We start from the raw sequence: 24,555 nt of genomic DNA, 5'->3' as shown, positions 1-24,555 counted from the left end.
TCGCCTCTGGGCGAATTCACCCTCACGGCAAGGAATACTCAATGAAGATGCTTCGTAATTTCACCATCCGTTTCGTCATGCTGACGATACTGGGGATCTTTTGTGTCATGTGGGCAGGCGTGGGGCTTTACAGCACCTGGTCTCTGTCTCGTGTTTCTGATGGTAATGATGTTGACCGCCAGCTGGTCCGGCAAATGACGGTGCTGAGCCAGGGCAACGATCAGTATTTCCGTTTCGTCACCCGCCTGAGCCGGGCGATGGAAGTCAAAGCGGCGGGCGGCACGCCGGACCTGGCTCCTGCTCAGCAGGCGCTGGATAACATGAGTAAAAAGCTGGCAGAGATGAAAGCTATCTCCCCGGGCCCGATGGATGAAAAGGTGTCTGCGCAGGTGATTTCCACCTGGCAGGCGCTGCTCGATCGTGGCGTGACGCCGCAGATGGCGCAGGCGAAGCAGGCGACGCTCGAAGGCTATCGTCAGCATGCCAACAACGTCACGCCGCCGCTAAGCCGTGCATTCGGGTCAGCGGCTGAGAACTTTAACAACACCGCGGCGAAGGCGCTCGACAGCACGCGGGTGGTGGTCGACGGCCTCACCAGCATGACCCGGACGGTGATTATCACCGCCACGATCGTGGGTCTGTTGATCCTGCTGTTCACCGACCGCTACCTGGTGGCGATACTGGTAAAACCGCTGGATCGTATCCGTCAGCAGTTCCGCCAGATTGCGCAGGGCGATCTCAGCCAGCCGATTGAATCCTTTGGCCGCAACTGCGTGGGGCAACTGGTGCCGCTGCTGAGCGCCATGCAGGACAGCCTGCGGGAAGCGGTCAGCACGATTCGTTCCGGCAGCGAGAATATCTGGCGCGGGGCTACGGAGATCTCCAGCGGGAATAACGATCTCTCTTCGCGTACCGAAGAGCAGGCCGCCGCGCTGGAAGAGACCGCGGCCAGCATGGAGCAGCTAACCGCAACGGTGAAGCTGAACGCCGAAAGCGCGCGCCAGGCCAGCCAGCTTGCGGATGTCGCCTCCAGTACGGCCAGCCGCGGCGGCTCGCTGGTGGAAGATGTGGTCACAACCATGAGCGGCATTTCGGACAGCTCGAAAAAAATCGCTGAAATCACTACCGTCATCAACAGCATCGCCTTCCAGACCAATATTCTGGCGCTGAACGCCGCGGTGGAAGCGGCCCGGGCCGGGGAGCAGGGGGCGCAGCTGGTGAACGATACCGGCACCACGATGGAAGCGATCCTGCGCGACGTGACGGAAGTGACCGTCATTATGAAGCAGATCGCCACCGCGTCAGAGGAGCAGAGCAAAGGTATTTCTCAGGTCGGCGTTGCCATCACGCAGATGGACGGCGTGACCCAGCAGAACGCCTCGCTGGTGGAGCAGGTTTCCGCCGCCGCCGCCGCACTTGAACGGCAGACCGAAGAACTCCAGCGCTCAGTGCAGAAATTCCGTCTCACCGCGTAACCTCTCGTGTCAGGCCGTCTCTGGCGGCCTGACGTTTATCGCTCTGAATAATCTGTGTCACCTGCGACAGCTGACCAATTTTCACTTCACTTGCCCGCATAAATTTACTTTTGTCGATCAGCAGCAGCGACTGGCTGGCGCGGTTTAACAGCAGCGCCTTAAAGCCCGCGTTGTGCTCGGACGGATCCCAAAGGACGCCATGCTCATCGACCCCTTCACACGAGAAGATGAACAGATCGATCTCCAGCCCTTTTAGCTGCGTCACCAGCGCCGGGTTAACATAGCAGCGATACTTACGCTCAAGCGTTCCGCCGGAGCAGATAAGCGTGATCCGCTCGCGCTTTGCCATCTCGTGGCAGATAGGCAGACTGTTGGTAAATACGGTGAGGTCGATGTCCGGCAACTGGCGCGCCAGATGAAAGCAGGTTGAGCTGGCGTCGAGGGCGATGGTCATCCCTTCGCTGATCCAGCCCAGCGCGTGGCGGGCAATATCGGCTTTGTCGGCATAATGGCTTTTCAGGCGTGCGCCAAAGGGTTCACCGCTGTCGCGGCTGTCCGGATGAATCAGACGCGCGCGCCCGTGCTGGCGCAGAAGCTTCCCCTGCTGCTGCAACGACTTCAGATCCCGGCGGATGGTCTCTTTGCTGACGGAGAGCTTTTCAGCCAGCACATCGGTAGTCAGCCAGTCGCTTTTACTCAGCAAGGTGATAAGACTCTGCTGTCGGGTCGCTTTTAGCGTCTGGTCTGACATACGAGGCTCCTTGCGCACGCGTGCTGACGCATTTTTCTCATCGCGGAAGAAGGGCGGCGAACCGCCCGGTCATGGATCAACCCTGACGTTTATCTTCCGTCTGGGTATCGAAGTCGCTTGCTGAATGACGCTCATGTAACTGCTCGTTCAGCTCGCCGTTGGTACGGTTAACAATGCGCCCGCGTTTAACGGCCGGACGATTCGCCACATCTTTTGCCCAGCGCTGCACGTTGGTGTACTTCCCGGCATCCAGGAACTCGGCGGCGTTATACACGCTGCCCAGCGCCACGCAGCCAAACCATGGCCAGACTGCCATATCCGCAATGGTATATTCCTCACCCGCTACGTAACGACCGCGCGCCAGCTGTTTGTCCAGCACGTCTAACAGGCGTTTAGCTTCCATGGTGAAGCGATCGATAGCGTACTCAATCTTCACCGGTGCGTAGTTATAGAAGTGGCCAAAACCGCCGCCGAGGAACGGGGCCGCGCCCTGTAACCAGAACAGCCAGTTCAGGGTTTCCGTTCGTCCTGCCGGATCTTTTGGCAGGAAGTGACCAAATTTCTCGGCCAGGTAGAGCAGGATATTGCCGGATTCAAAGACGCGCGTCGGCGGGGTGGTGGAGTGGTCACGCAGGGCCGGGATCTTCGAGTTCGGGTTCACGTCGACAAAACCGCTGGAGAATTGATCGCCCTCACCAATGCGGATCAACCATGCGTCGTATTCCGCGCCCGTCACGCCCAGCGCCAGCAGCTCTTCCAGCATGATGGTAACTTTCTGTCCATTCGGCGTACCGAGAGAGTACAGCTGGAGCGGGTGCGCGCCCACAGGTAGCTCTTTCTCGTGCGTCGCGCCCGAGACGGGACGGTTGATATTGGCGAACGCGCCGCCGTTATTCTGTTTCCATTCCCACACTTTCGGTGGCTGATAGGTGTTATCTGACATGTTGGCCTGCCTTTTTGGTGTTGTGTTGAGGCAGTGTAGCAGGAGATGCAGGAACCGTTTAACGATGCGAGCGTAATGGGCAGGGCGGGTGTATGATAACGCCACCTCTGTCAGTTAATTACAACGTGCAGACGACGACAACCCCACAAAAAATTGCCGCCTGCCTGTCTTAGGTTGGACACATGCGTAAAGGAACGTTAAGCAGTGACGCACCCTTCGGGACGTTATTAGGTTATGCGCCGGGTGGCGTGGCGATTTACTCTTCAAATTACGGCAGTCTCGATCCGCGTCACTACCCGGAAGACGCGGAATTTCGCAGCTATATCGGCAACGAATACATGGGCCATAAATGGCAGTGCGTTGAGTTTGCGCGCCGTTTCCTGTTTCTCAATCACGGGTTTGTTTTTACCGACGTCGGGATGGCGTGGGAGATCTTCTCCCTGCGTTTTTTGCGCCAGGTGGTAAACGACAATATTTTGCCGCTACAGGCCTTTGCTAATGGCTCGAAACGCGCGCCGCAGGCCGGTGCGCTGCTCATCTGGCAAAAGGGCGGTGAGTTTCATGAGACCGGCCACGTCGCCGTCATTACCCAGCTGCTGGATGACAGAGTGCGCATTGCCGAGCAGAACGTTATTCACTCCCCGCTGCCGATGGGGCAGCAGTGGACGCGCGAGCTGCGTCTGAGCGTGGAGGACGGTTGCTATACGCTTCATGACACGTTCAACGATACCGAGATCCTCGGCTGGATGATCCAGACGGAGGAGACGGAACACAGTATTCCTCAGCCGGAGATCGACGGTGAACTGCTGAAAATCAGCGGCGCGCGGTTGAAGAACAACCGTCAGTTCGACGGAAAATGGCTCAATGAAAACGACGCCCTGCAACAGGCGTACGTTCGCGCCAACGGCCACGTTATCAACAACGATCCCTGCCAGTACTTTACCATTACCGAAAGCGCCGAGCAGGAGCTGATCAAAGCCACCAACGAACTGCATCTGATGTACCTTCATGCCACCGACAAGGTGCTGAAAGACGACAGCTTACTCGCGCTTTTCGACATCCCGAAAATTCTCTGGCCGCGTCTGCGTCTTTCATGGCAGTGGCGTCGTCACCATATGATCACCGGTCGTATGGATTTCTGCATGGATGATCGCGGCATCAAGGTTTACGAGTACAACGCGGATTCCGCCTCCTGCCATACCGAGGGCGGGCTCATTCTTGAAGAGTGGGTGAAAAACGGCTATCGCGGCACCGGCCACAATCCGGCGGAAGGCTTGCTGGAGGAGCTGACCGGCGCATGGAAGCACAGCCACGCGCGGCCGTTCGTCCATATCATGCAGGACAACGATATCGAAGAGGATTACCACGCGCTCTTTATTCAGCGCTCGCTGATCCAGGCCGGGTTTGAAACCAAAATCCTGCATGGACTGGGGGCGCTGAGCTGGGATGCCGCCGGGCAACTGATTGATGATGAAGGCCGTCACGTCAACTGCGTATGGAAAACCTGGGCGTGGGAAACGGCGATTGAGCAGATCCGCGAGGTGAGCGAAACCGAGTACGCCGCCGTGCCTATCCGCACCGGTCACCCGCAAGGTGAAGTGCGCCTGATTGACGTCCTGCTGCGCCCGGAAGTGCTGGTCTTTGAACCGCTGTGGACGGTGATCCCAGGTAACAAGGCGATCCTGCCGGTGCTGTGGCAGCTGTTCCCGAACCACCGTTACCTGCTGGATACCGATTTTGAGGTCAACGATCTGCTCAAACGGACCGGTTATGCCGTTAAACCGATCGCCGGACGCTGCGGGAGCAATATCGATCTGATCGGCGCCCAGGACGAACTGCTGGACCAGTCCAGCGGCAAGTTTGTTGACCGCAAAAATATCTACCAGCAGCTATGGTGCCTGCCGAAGGTTGACGGCAGATACATTCAGGTCTGCACTTTTACCGTGGGCGGGAACTATGGCGGAACCTGTCTGCGCGGGGATGACTCGCTGGTGGTGAAGAAAGAGAGCGATATTGAACCGCTGATTGTGGTGAAAGATAAATAGCGTCTCCCTGTTATAAAAACGCCCCCGCAGGGCATGTTGCGGGGGCGTTTCATTACTGCTCTTCCTCTTCCTGCTGCTCGCTGATCTTCAAATCAATGATCCGGCCAATCTGGTCATGGTAAACCGTCAGCAGGTTGTACTGGCTCATCTCGGACATAATTTGCGGCGTGACGTTAAAACTTTGGGCAAGCTCGTCATGGCGCAACATTTCCGGATGACGCCGCCTCACATGCGCGCGGCGGCGATTGTACTGATACCACAGGATCAGCAGCCAGCCGTTGAACGCGGCAATCAGCAGATAGACCAGCACCGTATTAAAAGAGGCGATAATCACGCTCCAGCGGTGATCGCCCTCCTCGGTTAACTGCATCCACAGCCTGGCGTAAAGGAAAAACAGGAATCCTCCCCAGGCTATCAGCGTTAATGCGGCATCGAAAAGACGCGGTGCCAGCCGATGTTCAGTCAAAATTAACGTATTCTCGTTCATTGAATGCTCCCTTTACCCCGGTCCGGACTGATCCAGCGCGCGCGGGCGCGTTTACGTTTAAGCATGACTTTCGGAAATGCCACAAGGGTGGTAAACAGGCCAATCATCCAGTACACCATCGGGAACCAGATTACCCAGAACAGCGAGCCTGCCACTTTCCGCTCGTAGCGCCGCTCGATATACAAACTGACGAGGAATTGCAGCAGACACATCACACCCAGCAGCAGCCCGGTAAACGCCGGGGGAAACAGGCTCGCAACGGCCAGGTTCGCGGGAAGAGGGATAATATGGCTGAGAATGAACAACACCACGGTTGCCCCATAGGCAAACGCCCACAGCGTTGATAGCGCGTACTCAAGAAACAGGGGCCACATGCGATGATGCTCCCAGCGGGCCATCTTGCGCAGGTTAACCAGAAACACCTCTGCCCCCCCCTGCGCCCAGCGCAGACGCTGTTTCCACAGCCCCTTTAGCGTCTCCGGCATCAGGATCCAGCACAGTGCCCGCGGCTCGAAAAAGATATCCCAGTGGCGAAGCTGAAGCTTCCAGCTTATGTCGATATCCTCTGTGATCATGTCCGGGCTCCAGTACCCGACATCCGCCAGCGCCTGTCGGCGAAAGGCGGCGATGACGCCGGAGACGGTAAAGACCCGGCCATAGATCCGCTGCGTTCGCTTGATAAGGCCAATAATGGAAGAAAACTCGCCCACCTGAATGCGGCCAATCAGCGTTGAGCGCGTGCGAATACGCGGATTCCCGGTGACGGCCCCAACGTGGGGATACTGAATCAGCGGTGCCACCAGATACGCCGCGGTGTCGCGGTCGAGCAGGGCGTCGCCGTCAATGCAGACCAGCAAATCGCCCCGGGCCGCCGCAGCGCCGGCCTTGAGCGCCACGGCTTTCCCCTGGTTCTCCGCGAGATTAATCACCCGCAGGCGCGGTTGCTCTCGCGCCAGCTGTTGCAGTACCTCCGCCGTGTTATCAGAAGAACCGTCGTTGATGGCGATAACTTCCACATTCCAGTACCGCTGACCCAGCGCGGCGCTAATGGTCTCCCGTGCGTTGCGTTCCTCATTGAAGCAGGGAATAAGAATCGAGATTAACGGCTCACCGGCTAAGGCGGGGGCGGGTGTTGCGTTATCCCACGACCAGTGCCGTTCAAGCTGAAACCAGAAATAGAGGCCGCCGGTTACCCAGAGCACGGACATAAAAAGCGGCCAGAAAAAGACAAAGTCCAGAATCAGTTCGCCGGTAAACAGCGCGGCTACGCCTAACGGCAACCCGAATACCAGACACAAAATAGAGAAGGCGATAATGCGATCAGTCATTGTCAGGATACCAGTACGAAGAAAATTCAGGCCTGATACGCGAAATATCAGGTTGGTTGTTGAGGAAGTCGTCGGGGTAATAACCGTAATTTTTGATGCCGTTCAGCTGGAGCACCCGCATCCACTCCACCAGACGTTCATCGGCTACGGCACGCTGCGGTTTCTGCGCCCAGTCCCTGGCCTGTAGCTCAAAAATCGTTTTATTCAGCGCGCCGGGGCGTGCGGCGACGGCTTTGACTAAACGCGTCAGCCAGGCATTGCTCTCTTCTGCCGGGACGGACTCCATCAGCGGCATTGCCATCGGCACCGTCCAGTCGTAGGCCGCCAGAAAATCATCCAGATTTTGCGCAAACCATGCCTCGCTTTCCGGCTCGAGAATGGGCAACGCGAACATGTTCCGCGCGGTTTTGATCTGCGGGCCACGGATGTTTTTCACCGCCTGGCTCAGGGTGCGGGTAAAGCCGATAAGCCGCAGACTCTTCTGCCGGGTCGTGTCCTGCCCGGCATCGTCAACGTCCGTCAGCACCGCATCGTCATGAAATAAGATCCCATTGAAGCTGGCATAGCGGGCCAGATCTTCATAGATCTCCGTCACCTGCTGGCGAACCTGCGGACTCCACGGGGAGAGCCTGATATAGGGCTCGGCGGCCACGGTCAACGCTCCCGTTTGACGATCCCGGCGCTGCACGCGCGGCAAGGCTGGACTGAGATCGAAAGAGAGAACCGGCATCCACGCGAAGACTTTCACTCCCGCGCGGGTTTGTAGCTGCCAGGCGACAAAATTAAAGAGATCGGCCCGGACCGGGAGCCGACGGTTGGGGAAATAGAGCGCATCGATCCTGCCGTCGCCCCGCGGATCCGAAAACGCCTGGAGAAACACATGGCTGATTTTCATGTCGTAGACCCGCTGGACGAGTTTGTTGATGTTTTTCGTCTGCTGGGCCGGATCGGGATCGTAGACGTAATCGAGATCGACATGCATGACGCGCACCGGGTCAAACTCCTGAACGCGGCTAACCGTGTTGGCAAAGGTTTTTATCGACGGATTTCCGGCGATCAGCAGGCGCGGGATGTTGCCGAGGTCGCGCACGTTTCCCAGCCCGTCCTCCAGGGTAAAGGCCAACTGATAGCCCTGTTTCTGGGCGATAGCGAGCGACGTACCGTTGGCAGCCCCATAGGGCCACACCCAGGCACGCGGCGCTTTTCCCGTCACCTGGGTGATTTTATCGGTGACTTTCCGTACGTCTGCGGCGATCCGCTGGTTGAAGTGTTCATCGGTTTCGTAATGCCCCGTCGCGTTATCGAAAAAACGGTTGGCGATGGCGGGTTCACGGCTTCCCTGCGGGTTGGCCGGAATGCCGTAATGCGAGTCCCAGGTATGCGAGCCAATCTCAATCAGCGGGGACTGGCTGAGCTCTCGTACCATATCCCAGGTGGCAAAGCGATCGCGGGGCGTCATCAGACCGCCGAAGTTAACTTTTTGATTTGCCGGCGTATCCACCCAACTGCCCACCGGCGCCCACAGCGCAGGAACGTTCCAGGCCTGAAGCAGAGGCCAGACCCGGGTGTAAAAGCTGCTGTAGCCGTCGTCAAAGCTGAGCAAAACGGCTTTCGGCGGCAGCGCTTTTTTCCCTTCATGCGCATCCAGAATGTCCTGCACGCTGATGGCGTGATAGCCGTTGTGCAAAAGCCAGCTTATCTGCTCGTTTAACGCGCTGGTGCGAACGGAGAGGTAGCGCTGATCGGCGGCATCATCTTCAACGTCGTGGTAGGCCAGGACCAGAAACTGATTCTCCGGCCAGGGTTTGCTGGCCTCCAGCTGCGGCCTCTTTTCAGGGGCCATAAAGGAGAGCGGCTGCGCGCAGAGGTTCGCGCTGAGGCAGAGCCAGCCGATGACGATCAGGCTTATAGAAAAACGTGTGTTCAGCATATTCATCCTTAAAAGCGTAAAGTCGCATCTAACGTGACGGAGAGATTGCTCTCGCGTTTGCCGTCGTAAGGGCGCTTATCCCAGTTCAGCATCACGCCAGTATCGACAACGTTGTTCCACTGGATGCGTTGCCCGTAACCCAGCAGGGTAACGGCACCCGCGGACTGATTTTTCTGCCAGTAGCTGCCCCCTCCTGCCACGAACTGCTGGCTCCAGAGGGTGTCGTAGTGGCGGTACATCTCATGGTCAACGGACAGGGCAGCCGTCACGGACAGATCCCGTGCCGGGTTGTAATAGAGCGTATTCCGCAGGCTGTTTTTACTGGCGGCGATCCCCGGTTCGAGATCCAGCGTCAGGGTCGGGGTCTGCCAGAGACGCTCTTTCCCAGAGAGGGTGTATTCCTGACGGCGGTTGTGGTCCGAGAAGCGGCTGACGGCGGCGTTGAACTGGTATTCACGTCGCTCGTTTTGATACCAGCGCACCCCACCTTCACCCCGGTTGGCGCTGATCCCATTGCGTAATGCCCGTAAGGGTGTCGCACGTGACAAGTGTTCGAGGTTACCGCTGACCTGCCAGTTATCACTCAGGCTGTAGGTTGTTGAGAGCCGTGCGCCCGGCCTGTTTGTGCCGTGATAGCGGTTGCTGGAGAGCTCGGCTTCGAGCGTGAGGTCACGTGGGCGCCACTCAACGCCGCCCAACAGGTGGTGGCTGATGCCTTTACCTTCGTCGAAATTCCCCTGGGCATAGCGGGCGCCGGCAAACAGCCGCCAGTTATCCGCCACGGGCGGGCCATAGAGCGTGGCGTCCCAGCTCATGTCGTGGCTACCGCTGACGGGGTTATCTGAGTGCAATCCTTTACCCGCGTTCAGACGCAGCTCAGACATGTGGTGGACCGCTCTGAGCCTGTCCAGGCGACGGGCGCTGCGATCGGCGGGGGCGCGAGCAATCACGTCATCAGCCAGTAAATCCATCTGACGCCACTCCTGAAGGTCCATTGCGACGTAAGCCTGCTGTTTTTCAAGCTCCAGATTCGCGGGTTCAAGCGCCTCTGCTCGTTTAAGCTTTTGCTCGGCCGCGCGCGGCAGGCCTCTGGCCTGAAGCAGGGCGGCATAATCAATCTGTAACCCCTGATTTCCCGGCGCCGTTGATGCCAGACGATACGACAGCTTTTCGGCCTCCGGCAGGGCGTTGGTCGCCAGCAAATAGTTAAGTTTGAGAGACTGTCCGGTGAGCCACCGATCGTTCGGCTGAGCGGTCGGGGATCCGAAATCGTAGCGGGTCCAGGGAACGCTGCGGGTCTCGCGCTCAACGTAGCGGCGGGCGGTCTGATACTGCCCCGTATCCAGCCAGGCGTAGAAAAGCGCATGCTCCTCATCCTGCGGATCGGAGGCGTAGTGTGGATAGCGTTGCACAAGCGAGAAGGCGGCGACGGTGTTTTTCTCCTGCAAATATGCCGAGATCACCCAGCCGATGGCCCAGTCCGGTACCGGATGCTGTGCGGCCGTCAACGCCTCATATTCGCTAATGACCTGCCGGTAATTACCCTGCGCATACAGGGCGCCAAGCCGATCGATACGGGCAAGGACGACGTCTTCAGCCGCCTGCGGTTCGTTTTGCCAGCGGGAAAGCAGGGTGTGATAGCGATCTAACGCGTTTTGTGCCAGCCGCAGGCGCTCTTTCTCCGTTCTGCCAGGCACATCCGCCAGGCGTACCCTTTCAGCCGCGGCGTTACGCTCAAGGCGGCGGCGCTCCGCGGGAGACATCGCCGCGCTTTGCGACAGCCAGAGTGCAGGCGTGCTTACCCGGTTTTCCGTTAACGCATCGATCGTCTCGCGAAGAAGGGCATTATTCTCGGGAGCGGCGTTCAGTGCACGCATGTCCGCCAGCAGCCGGTCCCCGTTTTTTCCCTGGCGCATCCAGACATAGGAGAGCGTCTCAAGGTGCGCGGGAGAAGGATCGTCCTTAACCAGCTGCCGGGCTTCCGAAAGCGCGAGGCGATCTCTGCGGGCATCGGCCAGGGTCTTAACATAGCCGATGCGGTAATCGTCGTTATCTGGCGCAAGGCTGAGCGCCTCTTTCCACAGCGATAAGGCGGATGGCCAGGCTTTTTGGTTTCTTCTGGACTGGGCGACAGCAGCGATGGCGCGAGCGGGCAGCGGCATATAAATACCATAACGCTGCCAGACCCGGATAACCTCATCATCGCGTCCTGCCCAGGAGGCTACCTGTAACCAGTCCGCAACCTGTCCGGGTGTTAAAGCATGCTGTTGCTCATAGCGCTGTAGGTAATCAAGAAACAGAGCGTAATTACCGTTACGTGCCTGTTGTATCTGATGCTCATAAACGGATTCATCAGCCTGAACCAGAACAGGAAAGAGTAAAAGCAGGAGCAATAATATTGTGGTGCGATAAAAGAATAACGTAGTGAAGCTAAGCGATCTTTCCATATCTATTTGCCATTTGTTTATCGTGAATCCATTGCATAACACGGCCGCCTTTTAACTCTGTGTTAAAGGGCATAAAGGAGAACATTAAATCTGAATGATGCTACGTTATGGGGTACTTACTTAAAGGTAATTATGAGCCCTCATCTCAGTGGTCTGATTGGGCTTAATGTACACCCGATATGTTGGGGGATAAATAAGTTGAAAAGCGGCTGGGAGGTTTTGAGGTAATTCTGGAAGAAGTAAGTTTTTTAGATAATTCAGTGCAGGATTGTTCTTTTTAACTGATTGATGTTAAATGTTTTTTCTTTTGCTGCTTCCTGTTTTTTTATATTAGAAATGAAATTCTGCTGAGTTAATTAAAGTACTTTCTGGTGCATGTTTGGGAAGTTTCATGACAAAAATTCTTAATGTTCAGAGAAGTGACTTTTCTGAAATTCTTTTTTATTTATAATTAACGCTAGGCATTGAGTGATAGTCTACAAAAAGTCTAGCTCACCAATGTCATATTGAGGGATGATCAAAGCCAGAAAACATTTGCCGTTAATGTAAAACGCTATAAACGAAAGCGTTCTTGTTTCTTAAGAGGCGGGCTTGCTTTAATCTAAAAGGGATGGTTAGTGGCGACTTCAATAGTGTTAGTGACTCAGGATTGTTTCCTTGTCAGGGGGATGCGGCTATTTTTCCCGGATATAATTTGCCTCAGTTCGATAGACAGAAACATATTTGATACCGACGCAAATGAATATACTGTACTGATTGATAGCCGTACGCCGCTCCGTTTATATGATTACCTGATACGCCATCCGGCCAGAACGAGAAAAACGATCTGCTGCGTTATGCTGGATATGCGTCCTCGAGAGGAGGATCTTCTCAGTATGAAGCTGTTTATGAACACGTCGCTTACGGCTCCGGATATGGCGTCGTTATTCAATCTGGTGCTTGATATGAAAGGCAGGCGTCTGACAACCAAATGGCTGCTTAACTTACGGCTGAGTCGACACGAAGCGATAATGATCAGGTTGCTGAAGGCAGGGAGGTCAATGGAAGAGATTGCAGATAAGCTGAATATGTCGGTTAAAAGCCTCTATCGCAAGCGAACGGTGCTGTCGGAGCGGTTAGGAGCAGGTAACTTCAACGAGGCGTGTTTGTTTATCTTTAAAAACAAACTGCTGGACGTGGTTGGGAACGATCCCTAGCTTCGTCAGAAGCCAAAAGCAGAAACCCGCCACGAGGGCGGGTTCTTTTAATGGAAATAATTCAGAACGACCAGCGCAGATTGGCGTTAACAGAGTTGACGCGGGTATCCGCACCATATTGTCCCTGGTAACCCACATCCAGCGTCGCAGCACGCGACAGCTGTACGCTCACGCCGATATCACCGACCATCACATCCTCATCCACGGCCTGTCCCTGAGTAATGAACGCGTCGCTGCCCGCAAACGCCATGCGCGAAGAGGTATTCTTATCGCCATAGGCGTGCTGCCAGCCCAACGAACCGTAGAGGTTAACGTGCTTCGGCAACTCGGTCACACCGCGCAACCCGAGTGTCGTATAGAAGGTGTTCATCGTTTCGTTACGGACGCTCAGCGCAGCGGCACCGCCGTCTTCCCTGAAGCTGTCGGTATGCAGCCGGATGTACGATAAATTGACGAACGGCTCAATATTCCTGTCTGGCTGGCCGAAACGGTAGCCCGCTTCGGTGAACGCCAGCAGGGAGTTCGCGTCGTAATCTGACTTCAGCCGATCCGAGAAGCCGCTGAAATCAACATTGCGCTCGCCTTCGATCTTGTGCCAGGTGTAACCCAGCGCGCCGCGAAGGGAGAACGCATCCTGTTGACCCGCCGCATACAGACCAAGGTGATAGTTGTCGGTATCCGTTGAGGAGCGACGGCTGTCGACGTCATAATCACCCCGGCTGTAGCCGAAGTAGCCGCCGACACGCACGTTATGGTCCGCCAGTTTGCGATCTGCCCCCAGCAGGAAGCCGGTGGTGTTGCCGTCCAGCTTGCCCACGTTACCGTCGCCGCTGTTTCGGCTCCAGGAGCTGAAGGTCTGGCCCCAGACGCCATTGTTTTGCGGCTCCGGCTGCTGCACCAGCGACATGGCTAACGGTGGTATCGGCAGGCTGTCGTTATCAAACGCGCGCTGCATCCGCTGGTTTAACACGTTAAACACCTGCGTGCTGCCAGCGATCAGGTTGGACTGCATTGACGGATAAACTTCACCAGAAAGCTGGTTGAACGCCTCGCGCGCTTCCGGTGCGCTTAGCAGAAGCAGCGAGTTATACAGCGCCAGCGACGGGCCGCTTTGCGTCAGCGTGGAGAGCGCGCCAGCGGTATTCCACTGGTTGCTGCTTTGGGCCACGGTCTGGAAAATGCCCGGCTTGCCGCTGCCCGGGTTTTCACCGCCAGGATTCTCACCGCCCGGGTTTTCACCACCAGGATTTTCGCCTCCGGGGTTTTCACCGCCAGGATTCTCACCGCCAGGGTTTTCGCCTCCGGGGTTTTCTCCTCCAGGATTCTCGCCACCGGTCTCTTTCTGCGCGATGGTCAGATCGACGGCATTGGTGCTTTGCTTAAGCGCCACGTCGAGGAATGCGGATTTGGAGATCGCTCCGGCGAACTCACCGTCGATTCCCCCGTCGGAGGTCAAAATGCGGTAGCTTTGGCCCGTTTTATAGCTGGTTTGCGGATCCAGCGCGGTGACCTGTACCTTAGCCTGATTGCTGATGGTGGTTTTGCCCGATACCAGTAGCTGGTCGCTGCGGCCATCTCCTGCGATATCGACGTCATAGAAGGATTCGCCGATAAAGTTCAGATAGCGTTTCAGCGTCAACGTACCGATATTGCCGTCGCCGGGCGAGATATGTCCGCCGGACAGGATCTCGGTCTGGCCCAGCGTCCCGTTGCCGCCCAGCGTTCCGCCGGACTTGATTGACGCGGCGCTGCTGTAACCCACCCCGTTGCTGACGTCTGAACCCGCCGTCGCATTGAGGATCAACGTGCCGCCGTTCTCCGCGCTAAGGGTCTGGACGTCAAAGATATCGTCTTCTGGCTGGGTATTAATATTGCTGGCAAGGATGACTTTACCGCCCCGCGCGGTTACGTTCGCCTTGAGTGCCGAAAGATCGCCGTTCAGCGTCGTCTGCCCGGAGGTGTTGATCACATCACCTTCACCGCTCATCGTGTTGCTGAAGAGGTAATTTCCGTCGGTATGGTTGAAGTAGACATAGCTGCCGAACAGTCCGCCACGAAGGCTGATTGCCGTCTTCGCATCGAGGGTACCTGCGCCGCCCGCCGTGCCAAGCGTTGGCTCAGTTAAACCCGTGCCGGTGTCCATATTGCCGCGGCTGCCGATGATGAGCGCACCCCGGTTCGAGCCGGAACCCGATGTCCCCACGATCAGCGCATTGCTGCCAGCGGAAAATGAACCGCCGTCAATCACAGACAGCACGCCATTGCCGTAATCGCCCACGCTCACGCTGCTGCCGCTGGTAAAGCGCGAGTCCTTGCCTGCAATAACCAGTTCGGCAGTTTTCCCTGCGCCGGAGACGCCCGCCACCTGCACGCCGCCAACGTTAACCGTTCCGCCGTTCAGCACATCCAGGTCGCCATATAGCGTCAACGTACGGCCAACGTTCCACTGTGACCCGCTCCCCGTGACGGTGGCTTTCGGGCTCAGCGTGTCGGTTTCACCCGGCCCGGTACCGTTGCCGATGCGCGCATCGTAAGCGGTGCTGAGCGACGCGCCGTCTTCAATCGCAAGCGTGGAGCGTGCGCCCAGATCGGTGCCTACACTGAGAAAATTACTGGTCACACGAGAGCCGGCACCCGTGGCGATTAGGTGGCTGTCGTAGCCGCGGGTGGTGCCGACAACGATCTCCTTTGCGCTCGCCAGCGCGCCCTCTTCGACTCGCAGGGTGCCGAGGCCAAGATTCAGGTCGCCGCGAAGGACGTACCGATCGTTCACCGCGTTAAGCTCAGCGTCTGGCCCACGGACCGTGACCACGCTTTCATAAATTTTGCCGTCGAACAGCCGACCGATATTGATGTTATAGGCGGTGATTTTGCCATTATCGATCAGCAGGTTTCCGCGTTGGTTACGTCCAACATAAACATCTCCGGTGTAACCCAGCGTTTCGGTAATACGCGACTCGCCATCAAAAAAGGCATCGGCTGCACGCGCGACATCGGCAGGTAAAAAAAGTAACAGCGGCGCGGAAAATAGAGCGAGGTAAAGTCTGGAAAGCGGTGTCTTAACCGCTAAAGAATGTGATGTAGAGTTATTCACGGGCTATCTCCGTACTCATTAGCATGATGTCAGGAACATCGTTTTTATATGAAAACTCAGATACGTCAGATAACGTAAAAGGCGTTATTTCAGTACGCCTTTTAATGCGGTGCTAATTATTTATGTGTGACAACTGGTGTACAGGTTGGCGCGCTCAGTGTCGGTGCAGATCCTAAAATTCCCGGCATCATCATCGATGAACAATCGAAAATACGCCCTTTTTCTGTCGTGGCGCGATAAGAGAGTTTTTGTCCTCCCAGTGCGTCCGGCTGGGCGCCATTAACGTTGGATACGGTTATTTCATCCGATGAGCCCAGTCCCAGCATTTTAGCGGTCTCCGCCTGTAGGAGTGGAATAGCCTGATCGGTTTTCAACGTGGAACAACCGGCTAGCATCAACGTAACGGTTAAAACGATGAGTGGTTTTTTCATAAATTATCCTTGATATCCAACCAGTTAATTTCACTGATTGTATTTATGTTTTCTTTTACCCAAATCAGCGAATAATATATTTCTCTTTCCTAATCGAAAAAACCCTCCTAAAGTAGGGTGGGTAGATAATAATTCATCTGTACTCTAAGATATGCGAAGGTAAAAGGAGGCTCCTTTGGGACAGAATTATGCGTTAGTCGTTGATGACCATCCATTGGTAGCAAGCGGCATCGCCAATTTTCTGATTACACATTGCCATTTTAAGCAGGCGTGTGTGGTGACGAATGAGGATGATTGCTACCGCCAAATTAGGGATCATGGCCCGCCACGTTTGCTGGTAATCGATTTTTGGCTCTCTTCCGGAACGGCCCTGAAATTACTCAAAGAAGTAAAGCAACTTTACCCACAGGTACGACTCCTGGTGGTCAGCGGGGATGACAATAATGATATCTGGCGCAAAGTTAATGCCGCCGGGGGACACGGTTTTGTATTGAAAAGCGAGCCACCTGAGATGTTCTCGCGGGCCGTTTTCGCACTCACTGATAATCAGACATGGTTTCCTGAGGGAAACGAAATTTCCGTTAAGACGAATAATGAGAAGTTAAGTAAATTTAACTTAACGCCGCGACAAATAGACGTGTTAAATATGATTATGCGCGGCCTGCCAAATAAACGCATCGCCGCCCAGCTTTCAATTTCTGAGCCCACGGTCAAAGAACACATCAGCAATATATTGAAAAAGATAGGCGTTAACAGCCGGGTCGAAGCCATCACGCTTCTGCATGGCAAGCAGGAACCGTCGGAATGAGGTTTTTTCAGAGCTTACAAAATGATGGTATCTCTCCTCCGGCGCAGATCCGTTTGCTAAACAACACCTTTCTGCGGCTGGTATTTAGCTTTAGTGCAGTGCCCTTTGTTGGTATTCCTTTCGCCATCTGGATTTATATGCTTGGGGACGACCTCGGCCCAACGATTATCTGGATAATTATTTATCTGCTATGTGCCGTGGCGATACGAATATTGCACCGACGCTATCAGCGTGAAGCGAAAGAAAACGGTGAAAGGGACGTTCTGCGACGCTGGCTTCCGCGTATTAATAATATTGCCTTTATTCACGGGCTGGGAATTTCATCACTCTATTTAATTACGCCACAGACGCAGAATTTTGACTTTTTCCTGTTACTTAATATCAGCATTGCCGCCATCGTCGCCGCCAATGCGACGCATCTGACGCCTGTCATCAGTACCTTTACGCGTTTTTTCTTCGCCTCCTGGGGGGTGCTGAACCTCGGTATTATCTGGCGGCTGGATGAGTTGATGTTCATCGTGCTCATGCTGAATCTGCTTTACGGCTTCGCGATTTACCGCCATGCGTTAACTTCCCATGCGTTCTTTATTCAGCAAGCGCTGCTTGAGGAAAAAAGCTCACGCCTTGCGGAACAGTTTCGTCAGGCCAAAGAGGACGCGGAGCAGGCACTGCTGGATAAAAATCAGTTTCTGACCACCGCCAGTCACGATCTGCGCCAGCCCGTACACGCAATGGGCTTTCTGATCGAAGCCATCCTCCACCGAAACCGGGACGACAGCCTGACGCCGCAACTCCTTGACCTTCAGCAGAGCGTTCGCTCGGTGCATTTAATGCTCAATTCTCTGCTCGATCTGAGCAAAATAGAATCCGGGAATGCCCTCTCTGCCCCGACCAAAGTGGATATCGGTGCTCTGCTCGACTCGGTCATCACGCTGTTTCGTGAAGAGGCCAACAGCCGCGCGCTTAGGCTGTGTATCCGGCGGCCTAAACGCCGTATCGACGTGATGGGCGATCCGCTGCTGGTGCGACAGTCCCTGATTAACCTGATTCAAAACGCCCTTCGCTACACGCTCCAGGGCGGGGTGCTGGTCGCCATCCGACCGCGCGGTGACGAGTGTATGGTGGAGGTGTGGGACACGGGAGTCGGTATCGCCGATGAAGAGAAGGGCAAAATCTTCTCACCTTACTACCGCCCCGAGCTGGCATGGAAGATCGACAGCGCCGGGCACGGGCTGGGACTGGCCGTCGTTGCCCGTTGTGCCAAGCTGATGAAGGTGAAATACGGAATGCAATCCATTGAAGGTAAAGGCTCACGCTTCTGGATGCGCTTTATCCAATATGCTGGCGAAGACAGCGTGCTGGACACCCCGCCCGCCGCTGACAACACCGCCACGCCGGTACGCTATGCGCCGCTGCACGGTTCCTGCCTGGTCGTTGATGACGACCCGCTGGTGACGTCTGCCTGGGAGAGCCTGATGAGCGTCTGGGGAATCGACGTACGCTGTGCGGCCTCGGCTGAAGAAGCGTTTGCCATAATCGACGACGGCTTTACGCCGTTCGCCGTGCTGTGCGACCAGCGTCTGCGATCGGGCGAAAGCGGCTTCGATATCCTGAAAGCGCTTTTTGAACGTCTGCCGGATATGAGCGGCGCGATAGTCAGCGGCGAATTTAATTCTCCGGTTCTGCTGGAGGCGGAGCAGGAGGGGTACCTGGTGCTCCGCAAGCCTCTGGAGCCGGCTAAACTGCATGCGCTGCTGACGCAGTGGTCGGGATGTCATTAAGGGAATGCAGAAGTGTCGATTCTGGCGGGTTCATAATGCAAAAACGGACCTCCGTGGAGGTCCGTTAATATAAATTTGGTGCCCGGACTCGGAATCGAACCAAGGACACGGGGATTTTCAATCCCCTGCTCTACCGACTGAGCTATCCGGGCAACGGGGCGCATTAAACCCGATCCTCCCTCCGGCGTCAACGAAATTTGTTGCTTTCGGTGCAGACTGCACACTCTCTCACCATTTCGTCGCAAACTTAAGCGAAAAAGCGCGTCCAGAGCGCGGAAAGCGGCATCGCGAGCAGCAGGGCAGGGAGCATGTTCACCACTGCAAACATCTTAATGCCACAGATGCGCAGCCCTGTCGCCAGCAGCAACAGGCCGCCGACGGCGGTAAAGTCTGCCATCATCGCTGGCGTTGTCAGCGGCAGGATCAGCGTGGCGCAGGTGGCCAGCGCCAGCTGAATAAGCAACATAGGCACACAAATCGCGGCGACGGCGATGCCGAGGGTGGTGGCAAAAATGGTGGCAGTAAAGAAATCCAGAAACGCTTTCGCAATCAATATGCTGGGATCGCCGGTCATCCCTTCCTGCATCGAACCGAATATCCCCGTGCCGCTGGCGCAGAACAGAATAATGATCGCAACGTAGTTCTGAATAAACGACTCGTGTGTGCCATGCTTTGCCTTGCCTGGTCGGGCAATCAGATTTTTGGCTTTGCCTACTGCGTGATTAATACCTTTTTCCAGATAGCAAAACTCGCCGATGAGCGCGCCGAGCAGCGTCGCCAGTACCATCACCGGCAGGTTGGCGCATTTCACCACTAAAAGGATACCAATCCCTAACGACGCCAGGCCAAAAATAGAAGGCATGGAGACGCGAATACGCTCCGGCAGGCGCTGACTTAATACTGCCCCAAGTACACCGCCCAGCAATACGGCTCCCGCATTGATAAAGGGTCCAATTACCACGTTTAACTCCTGTTATTTAAGCACTGGCATTGCATGATTATGGCACGTTCGTCCCTGATTACGCTTAGCTTTGGGAGGCGTAACGCATACTGATTCCTTCTTGCACCTGAAAATAAAAGGTGACATGATTGCGCGAATTTTCTCCTTCCTGTCTCGCCGTTCGGTGAGGGTATTTGCGCCTATGAAAACCATGAAAATTGCCGTCAGCCGTGAGCTGGTATCCAAAGTTTCTACGCATCGCGAAAAAGTTATGCTGGATAACACCGATTTCACCGATGTGGCGGCAGTCGTCATTACGGTTGTTGAAAGCTACAGCGGCATTCTCGCGTTGCTGAAGCGTACGGGCTTTCAGCTACCGGTATTTATGTTCTCAACAGAGCCAGGAGAGGTGCCAGAGGGTGTCACGGCGATCATCTCAGGTAAAGCACAGGAATTGCTGGAACTGGAATCTGCCGCCTGCCGGTATGAAGAGAACCTGCTGCCACCCTTTTTTGACACCCTGAGCCAGTATGTGGCGATGGGAAACAGCACCTTTGCCTGTCCGGGTCACCAGCACGGTGCCTTTTTCAAAAAACACCCGGCGGGGCGGCAGTTCTATGATTTCTTCGGTGAGAACGTTTTTCGCGCCGACATGTGCAACGCCGACGTTAAGCTGGGCGATCTGCTGATCCACGAAGGCTCCGCCAAGCACGCGCAAAAGTTCGCGGCGAAAGTATTCAACGCGGACAAAACCTACTTCGTGCTGAACGGCACGTCGGCGGCCAACAAGGTGGTGACCAACGCGCTGCTGACCCGCGGCGACCTGGTACTGTTCGACCGCAACAACCACAAGTCCAACCATCATGGGGCGCTGATCCAGGCCGGGGCAACGCCTGTCTATCTTGAGGCAGCCCGTAATCCGTTTGGTTTTATCGGCGGGATTGATGAGCACTGCTTTGATGAGGCCTGGCTGCGGGAACTGATCCGTGACGTCGCGCCGCAGAAAGCCGCCGAGGCGCGCCCGTTCCGCCTGGCGATCATTCAGCTCGGCACCTACGATGGCACGATCTACAACGCCCGTCAGGTGATAGACAAGATCGGTCACCTTTGCGACTACATCCTCTTTGACTCCGCCTGGGTCGGCTACGAGCAATTTATCCCGATGATGGCGGAAACGTCTCCGCTTCTGCTGGAACTGAACGAGAACGATCCGGGAATTTTCGTGACCCAGTCGGTCCACAAGCAGCAGGCCGGGTTCTCGCAAACGTCGCAGATCCATAAAAAGGATAACCATATTCGCGGTCAGTCGCGCTTCTGCCCGCACAAGCGGTTGAACAATGCGTTCATGCTGCATGCCTCCACCAGCCCGTTTTACCCGCTGTTTGCTGCGCTGGACGTGAACGCCAAGATCCACGAGGGCGAGAGCGGACGCAGGCTGTGGGCGGAGTGCGTCGAGCTGGGCATTGAAGCACGCAAGGCCATCATCGCCAACTGCAATATGATCAAACCGTTTATCCCGCCGGTGGTGGCGGGGCGGCCATGGCAGGATCACCCCACACAGGCTATCGCCAGCGAGCGTCGCTTCTTTAGTTTTGAACCGGGTGCAAAATGGCACGGTTTTGAAGGCTATGCCCGCGAGCAGTATTTCGTCGATCCGTGCAAGCTGCTGCTGACCACGCCGGGCATTGATGCTGAAACAGGTCACTATACCGATTTCGGCATTCCTGCGACCATTCTCGCCCACTACCTGCGCGAGAACGGCATTGTGCCGGAGAAGTGCGATCTCAACTCCATCCTGTTCCTGCTGACGCCAGCCGAGAGCGCGGAGAAGCTAATGCAGCTCGTGGCAATGCTGGGGCAGTTTGAACAGCATATTGAAGACGACACACCGCTCGCGGATGTGCTTCCGACCATCTATCAGAAATACCCGGTGCGTTACCGCGACTACACGATCCGTCAGCTGTGCCAGGAGATGCACGATCTCTACGTCAGCTTTAACGTGAAGGATTTACAGAAGGCGATGTTCCGTCAGGAGAGCCTGCCTGCCGTGGTGATGAACCCGCAGGATGCCAACCAGGAGTACATTCGCGGGAACGTCGAACTGGTGCGTATTCGTGACGCCGAAGGACGCATTGCCGCCGAAGGTGCGCTGCCATACCCGCCGGGTGTGCTGTGTGTGGTGCCCGGGGAAGTCTGGGGTGGAGCAGTACAGCGCTATTTCCTGGCGCTGGAAGAGGGCATTAATATGCTGCCGGGTTTCTCGCCAGAGTTGCAGGGCGTTTACAGCGAGAAAGATGCGGACGGGATTAAGCGGCTGTATGGATACGTATTGAATGTCTGAACGTAGGCCGGGTAAGCGTTAGCGCCACCCGGCGAGTGCCCGGCGGCGCAAGCTTACCGGGCCTACAATACTGCGTCAGGCTTCTGCGCGGCGGTACATCCTTCTCGGATGCCCAATCTTCCCGTACAGCATCTCCACCGTCAGAAAACCCACCTCCACGCAGTGTTCCAGATAGCGCCGGGTGGTGGTTTTACTCAGGCCCGTCTCGCTCACCACCTCATCCACCGTAAAACAGTGCGCCGCCTTATTGTTAAACAGCATTTGCACCCGCGCCAGCGTGTTCTCCTCTATCCCTTTGCTGCCGTTGTCCAGGCGATAGTTTTTCGCCTGCAACTGATAGAGTGAATCGACGTTCTGCTGGTCGACGATCTTCCAGACGCGCTGCTGTTCGGCAAACTGCACAAAACGTTCCAGCGACTGGCTCAGGCGCTTCCAGGAAACCGGCTTGAGGATGTAGTCGAACGCGCCGTTACGAATTGCCTGGCTACAGGTGTCCATATCGCTGGCGGCGGTGATGAAAATCACCGAGCAGTTGGCGCGGGTGAGCATCGGGTTGCTGATAAGGGTGATGCCTTTGCCGTCCGGCAGGTAGTTATCCAGCAGCATCAGCTTCGGCTGTTTGCTCTCCAGTTGTACCTGCGCGTCGGCCAGCGACGCGGCAATCCCCACCAGCCTCAGGCGCGGATGTTTACCGATAAGCTCCGCGTGCAGTTGCGCCAGTTCGTTCTCGTCTTCAACAATCAGTACGTCGATAAGTTCATGTTGCATAGTCGGTATCTTCCAGTTCCTGTACGGGGTGCCGGGCCGTTCCCGTGGCGGGAATAAACAGTGAGAAAATGGCACCGCGTGGGGTGTTATCGGCAACTTCAATTGCACCGCCAGCCTGTGTGACATAGCTTTCAATCAGATACAGGCCAATACCATGATCGCCGCGCGTTTTGGTGGTGATGCCGCGCTCAAAGATCCGGTCGCGGATCTCCGGTGTGATGCCGACGCCCTGGTCGGCGACTTCAATAATCAGTTCCTGCTCGTTCAGCTTTATCAGCACGTCCACCGGGGCATGCGGGAGCGGTGCACGCTGGGTCGCTTCAATGGCGTTATCCAGCAAGTTCCCGATGATCGAGATAAGTTCCGATTCGAGCAGCGGCAGGAACGGTTTATCCACCCGGCAGGCCGGGTCGAAACTCAGCTCAACGCCTTTTTCACGCGCGCGGGCGGCCTTTCCAAGCAGCAAACCACACAGCGTCGGAGAGCTAAAGCGGGACGAGATAAAGTCCAGCAGCTCCTGAGCGTGTTCCGACTGCGCCTGTATGTAGCGAATCGCTTCGTCATAACGGCCCATATGCAGCAGGCCGGACAGCGTAGTCATGCGGTTCAGCTGTTCATGGCGCATGATGCGCAGGTTATCAACGTAGCGCTTCACCTGGCTGAGCTGGGCGCTGAGCGAGTCGATCTCGTTGCGATCGCGAAAGGTGATCACCCAGCCCTGCAACGCATCTTCCAGCATGATCCGCACCCGGCTGGCAATGACCGTGAGATCGTTAAAGCGACAGATCTCATCGTGGGTGTCTTTCGCAAGCATGGTTTGCGCGTTGAAGAACGGGACGGGCGCGATCACCTGGCTGATGAGTTGACCTCGCAGTTCGCGGGCGGGCTGGGGTAAGTCTAATAATTTACGCGCCGCCTGGTTGATCACCTCAATGCGGAGATCGTCGTCGATGGCAATCACCCCTTCATAAATGGATTCCATCATCGCCTTTTGCTGGCGCACCAGCAGGCCGATTTCGCGCGGCTCCAGAGAGAATATCTGCTTCTTGATGCTGCGGGTGAAGAACCAGGAGAAAATAAACAGGGCGATAAGCAGCAGCACGGCGGCAATCAGGATATTAACCACCTTGTTGACGGTGATGGTGTCCAGATAGCTCGTGAGATAGCCTACCGAAACAATCCCCACCACCTGCCCGGCATCATTAAAAATGGGCGCTTTGCTGCGCAGCGAAATGCCTAACCCGCCCTTGCGGATGGTGATGGTGCTTTTGCCGTGTAATACCTCGTCGTTATCTCCGCCAACCAGCGTTTTGCCTACCCGGTCGGCAAACACGGAGTGGAAAAGATGCAGCCCCTTATTGTCACCAATCACAATAAAACTGGCGTCGCTGCGGGCGGCTATTTTCTGCATAAAGTCATGGATACCCAGGATATCCTTTTGTTCGACTTCTTTTCGCAGGGTAGGAATAAGCGCAATTTCTTCGGCCTGTATTTTTGCGCGCGCGCTCATTTCCTGATAAAGCTGCCTGCCGACATCGACATAATAATATCCGCCCAGTAATGCGAACAGCACTGAGAAAAAGGCGACCAGCGAAATAAACAGCTTGATCTGAAACGATACTTTCATAACTATCACGCGAGATATCAACAGGTCGGCTGAATATGTCATCTTTTAAGGCCAGGATGCCCGCTTTGCCGAAAACTTGTGATCCCTTGCACAGCGCAGCCTGTAAAAGATTTTTCCGAAAGTCTCATCCTCTTAAGGTTAAATGAATAAATGTTATTTCTTT

17 protein-coding genes and 1 tRNA gene are annotated in these 24,555 nt (G+C 55.8%); 6 read left to right on the top strand and 12 right to left on the bottom strand.

Translation table 11 applies throughout. From position 1 onward, the window contains the following. Nucleotides 1-41 precede the first annotated feature (41 nt). The gene (locus tag SK50_RS20800) at nt 42-1,475 is read left to right on the top strand and encodes a methyl-accepting chemotaxis protein (RefSeq protein ID WP_048229892.1); all 1,434 of its coding nucleotides are present in this window, start codon (nt 42-44) and stop codon (nt 1,473-1,475) included. Here the strand turns inward: SK50_RS20800 and fucR are convergent. Then, nucleotides 1,465-2,226 carry an L-fucose operon activator gene (fucR, locus tag SK50_RS20795; RefSeq protein WP_015571863.1) on the bottom strand — a complete coding sequence of 254 codons (762 nt, stop codon included), beginning with the start codon at nt 2,224-2,226 and terminating at the stop codon, nt 1,465-1,467. The two genes, SK50_RS20800 and fucR, sit on opposite strands and share 11 nt — an antisense overlap. 76 nt (nt 2,227-2,302) lie before the next feature. Continuing rightward, nucleotides 2,303-3,169, bottom strand: coding sequence for a glutathione-dependent disulfide-bond oxidoreductase (gene yghU / locus SK50_RS20790; protein ID WP_048229891.1), 867 nt, complete (start codon nt 3,167-3,169; stop codon nt 2,303-2,305). Between the two features lie 182 nt (nt 3,170-3,351). On the opposite strand from yghU, the gene gss reads away from it, so the two are divergent. Further along, nucleotides 3,352-5,214: a bifunctional glutathionylspermidine amidase/synthase gene (gss, locus tag SK50_RS20785; protein ID WP_039269769.1), complete on the top strand. Its 1,863-nt coding sequence runs from the start codon at nt 3,352-3,354 to the stop codon at nt 5,212-5,214. Nucleotides 5,215-5,266: 52 nt separating this feature from the next. Here the strand turns inward: gss and pgaD are convergent, their stop codons facing one another. From pgaD to pgaA, 4 genes are read right to left on the bottom strand one after another with little or no spacing between them, the layout of a single operon-like run. Then, nucleotides 5,267-5,701, bottom strand: coding sequence for a poly-beta-1,6-N-acetyl-D-glucosamine biosynthesis protein PgaD (gene pgaD, locus SK50_RS20780; RefSeq protein ID WP_015571861.1), 435 nt, complete (start codon nt 5,699-5,701; stop codon nt 5,267-5,269). Further along, nucleotides 5,698-7,029, bottom strand: coding sequence for a poly-beta-1,6-N-acetyl-D-glucosamine synthase (gene pgaC, locus SK50_RS20775; RefSeq protein ID WP_015571860.1), 1,332 nt, complete (start codon nt 7,027-7,029; stop codon nt 5,698-5,700). Before pgaC ends, pgaD begins: the two co-directional genes overlap by 4 nt. After that, the gene (gene pgaB, locus SK50_RS20770; RefSeq protein WP_048229890.1) at nt 7,022-8,959 is read right to left on the bottom strand and encodes a poly-beta-1,6-N-acetyl-D-glucosamine N-deacetylase PgaB; all 1,938 of its coding nucleotides are present in this window, start codon (nt 8,957-8,959) and stop codon (nt 7,022-7,024) included. Before pgaB ends, pgaC begins: the two co-directional genes overlap by 8 nt. A gap of 8 nt (nt 8,960-8,967) precedes the next feature. Next, the gene (gene pgaA, locus SK50_RS20765) at nt 8,968-11,406 is read right to left on the bottom strand and encodes a poly-beta-1,6 N-acetyl-D-glucosamine export porin PgaA (protein WP_048229888.1); all 2,439 of its coding nucleotides are present in this window, start codon (nt 11,404-11,406) and stop codon (nt 8,968-8,970) included. 668 nt (nt 11,407-12,074) lie between these two features. On the opposite strand from pgaA, the gene SK50_RS20760 reads away from it, so the two are divergent. Beyond that, nucleotides 12,075-12,602: a helix-turn-helix transcriptional regulator gene (locus tag SK50_RS20760; RefSeq protein ID WP_045324834.1), complete on the top strand. Its 528-nt coding sequence runs from the start codon at nt 12,075-12,077 to the stop codon at nt 12,600-12,602. A gap of 61 nt (nt 12,603-12,663) precedes the next feature. Here the strand turns inward: SK50_RS20760 and SK50_RS20755 are convergent, their stop codons facing one another. Then, on the bottom strand, nt 12,664-15,696 hold the full coding sequence (locus SK50_RS20755; protein ID WP_045343986.1) for an autotransporter outer membrane beta-barrel domain-containing protein: 3,033 nt from the start codon (nt 15,694-15,696) through the stop codon (nt 12,664-12,666). 116 nt (nt 15,697-15,812) lie between these two features. Then, nucleotides 15,813-16,127 (bottom strand): lipoprotein, encoded by a 315-nt coding sequence (locus SK50_RS20750; RefSeq protein ID WP_017382737.1) that lies wholly within the window; start codon nt 16,125-16,127, stop codon nt 15,813-15,815. A 175-nt stretch (nt 16,128-16,302) separates the two neighbouring features. On the opposite strand from SK50_RS20750, the gene SK50_RS20745 reads away from it, so the two are divergent. After that, nucleotides 16,303-16,935, top strand: a complete 633-nt coding sequence (locus SK50_RS20745) for a LuxR C-terminal-related transcriptional regulator (protein ID WP_017382736.1) — start codon at nt 16,303-16,305, stop codon at nt 16,933-16,935. After that, nucleotides 16,932-18,716, top strand: coding sequence for a hybrid sensor histidine kinase/response regulator (locus SK50_RS20740; protein ID WP_032671993.1), 1,785 nt, complete (start codon nt 16,932-16,934; stop codon nt 18,714-18,716). The genes SK50_RS20745 and SK50_RS20740 overlap by 4 nt, the downstream gene beginning before the upstream one ends. A 76-nt stretch (nt 18,717-18,792) precedes the next feature. Here the strand turns inward: SK50_RS20740 and SK50_RS20735 are convergent. Together SK50_RS20735 and SK50_RS20730 are read right to left on the bottom strand one after the other, a co-directional pair. Further along, nucleotides 18,793-18,868 (bottom strand) — tRNA-Phe (locus SK50_RS20735). A gap of 95 nt (nt 18,869-18,963) precedes the next feature. Beyond that, complete coding sequence (locus tag SK50_RS20730; protein ID WP_017692680.1) at nt 18,964-19,677, bottom strand: DUF554 domain-containing protein; 714 nt, start codon at nt 19,675-19,677, stop codon at nt 18,964-18,966. A gap of 181 nt (nt 19,678-19,858) precedes the next feature. Here SK50_RS20730 and SK50_RS20725 point away from each other — a divergent pair, with 181 nt between their 5' ends. Beyond that, a complete protein-coding gene (locus SK50_RS20725) occupies nt 19,859-21,997 on the top strand; it encodes an ornithine decarboxylase (RefSeq protein ID WP_026094258.1) in 2,139 nt (712 codons plus the stop codon). Nucleotides 21,998-22,072: 75 nt separating this feature from the next. Here the strand turns inward: SK50_RS20725 and SK50_RS20720 are convergent, their stop codons facing one another. Together SK50_RS20720 and SK50_RS20715 are read right to left on the bottom strand one after the other, a co-directional pair. Beyond that, a complete protein-coding gene (locus SK50_RS20720; RefSeq protein WP_015571854.1) occupies nt 22,073-22,765 on the bottom strand; it encodes a response regulator in 693 nt (230 codons plus the stop codon). Next, nucleotides 22,755-24,392, bottom strand: a complete 1,638-nt coding sequence (locus tag SK50_RS20715) for an ATP-binding protein (RefSeq protein WP_048229886.1) — start codon at nt 24,390-24,392, stop codon at nt 22,755-22,757. Before SK50_RS20715 ends, SK50_RS20720 begins: the two co-directional genes overlap by 11 nt. Between the last annotated feature and the right edge of the window lie 163 nt (nt 24,393-24,555).

This window comes from Enterobacter sp. BWH64, from assembly GCF_001037645.1.
GTDB classification, from domain to species: Bacteria; Pseudomonadota; Gammaproteobacteria; order Enterobacterales; family Enterobacteriaceae; genus Enterobacter; species Enterobacter hormaechei_C.
The sequence above is the reverse complement of the archived record's forward strand: the minus strand, read 5'-3'. Positions and strand labels throughout refer to the sequence as shown.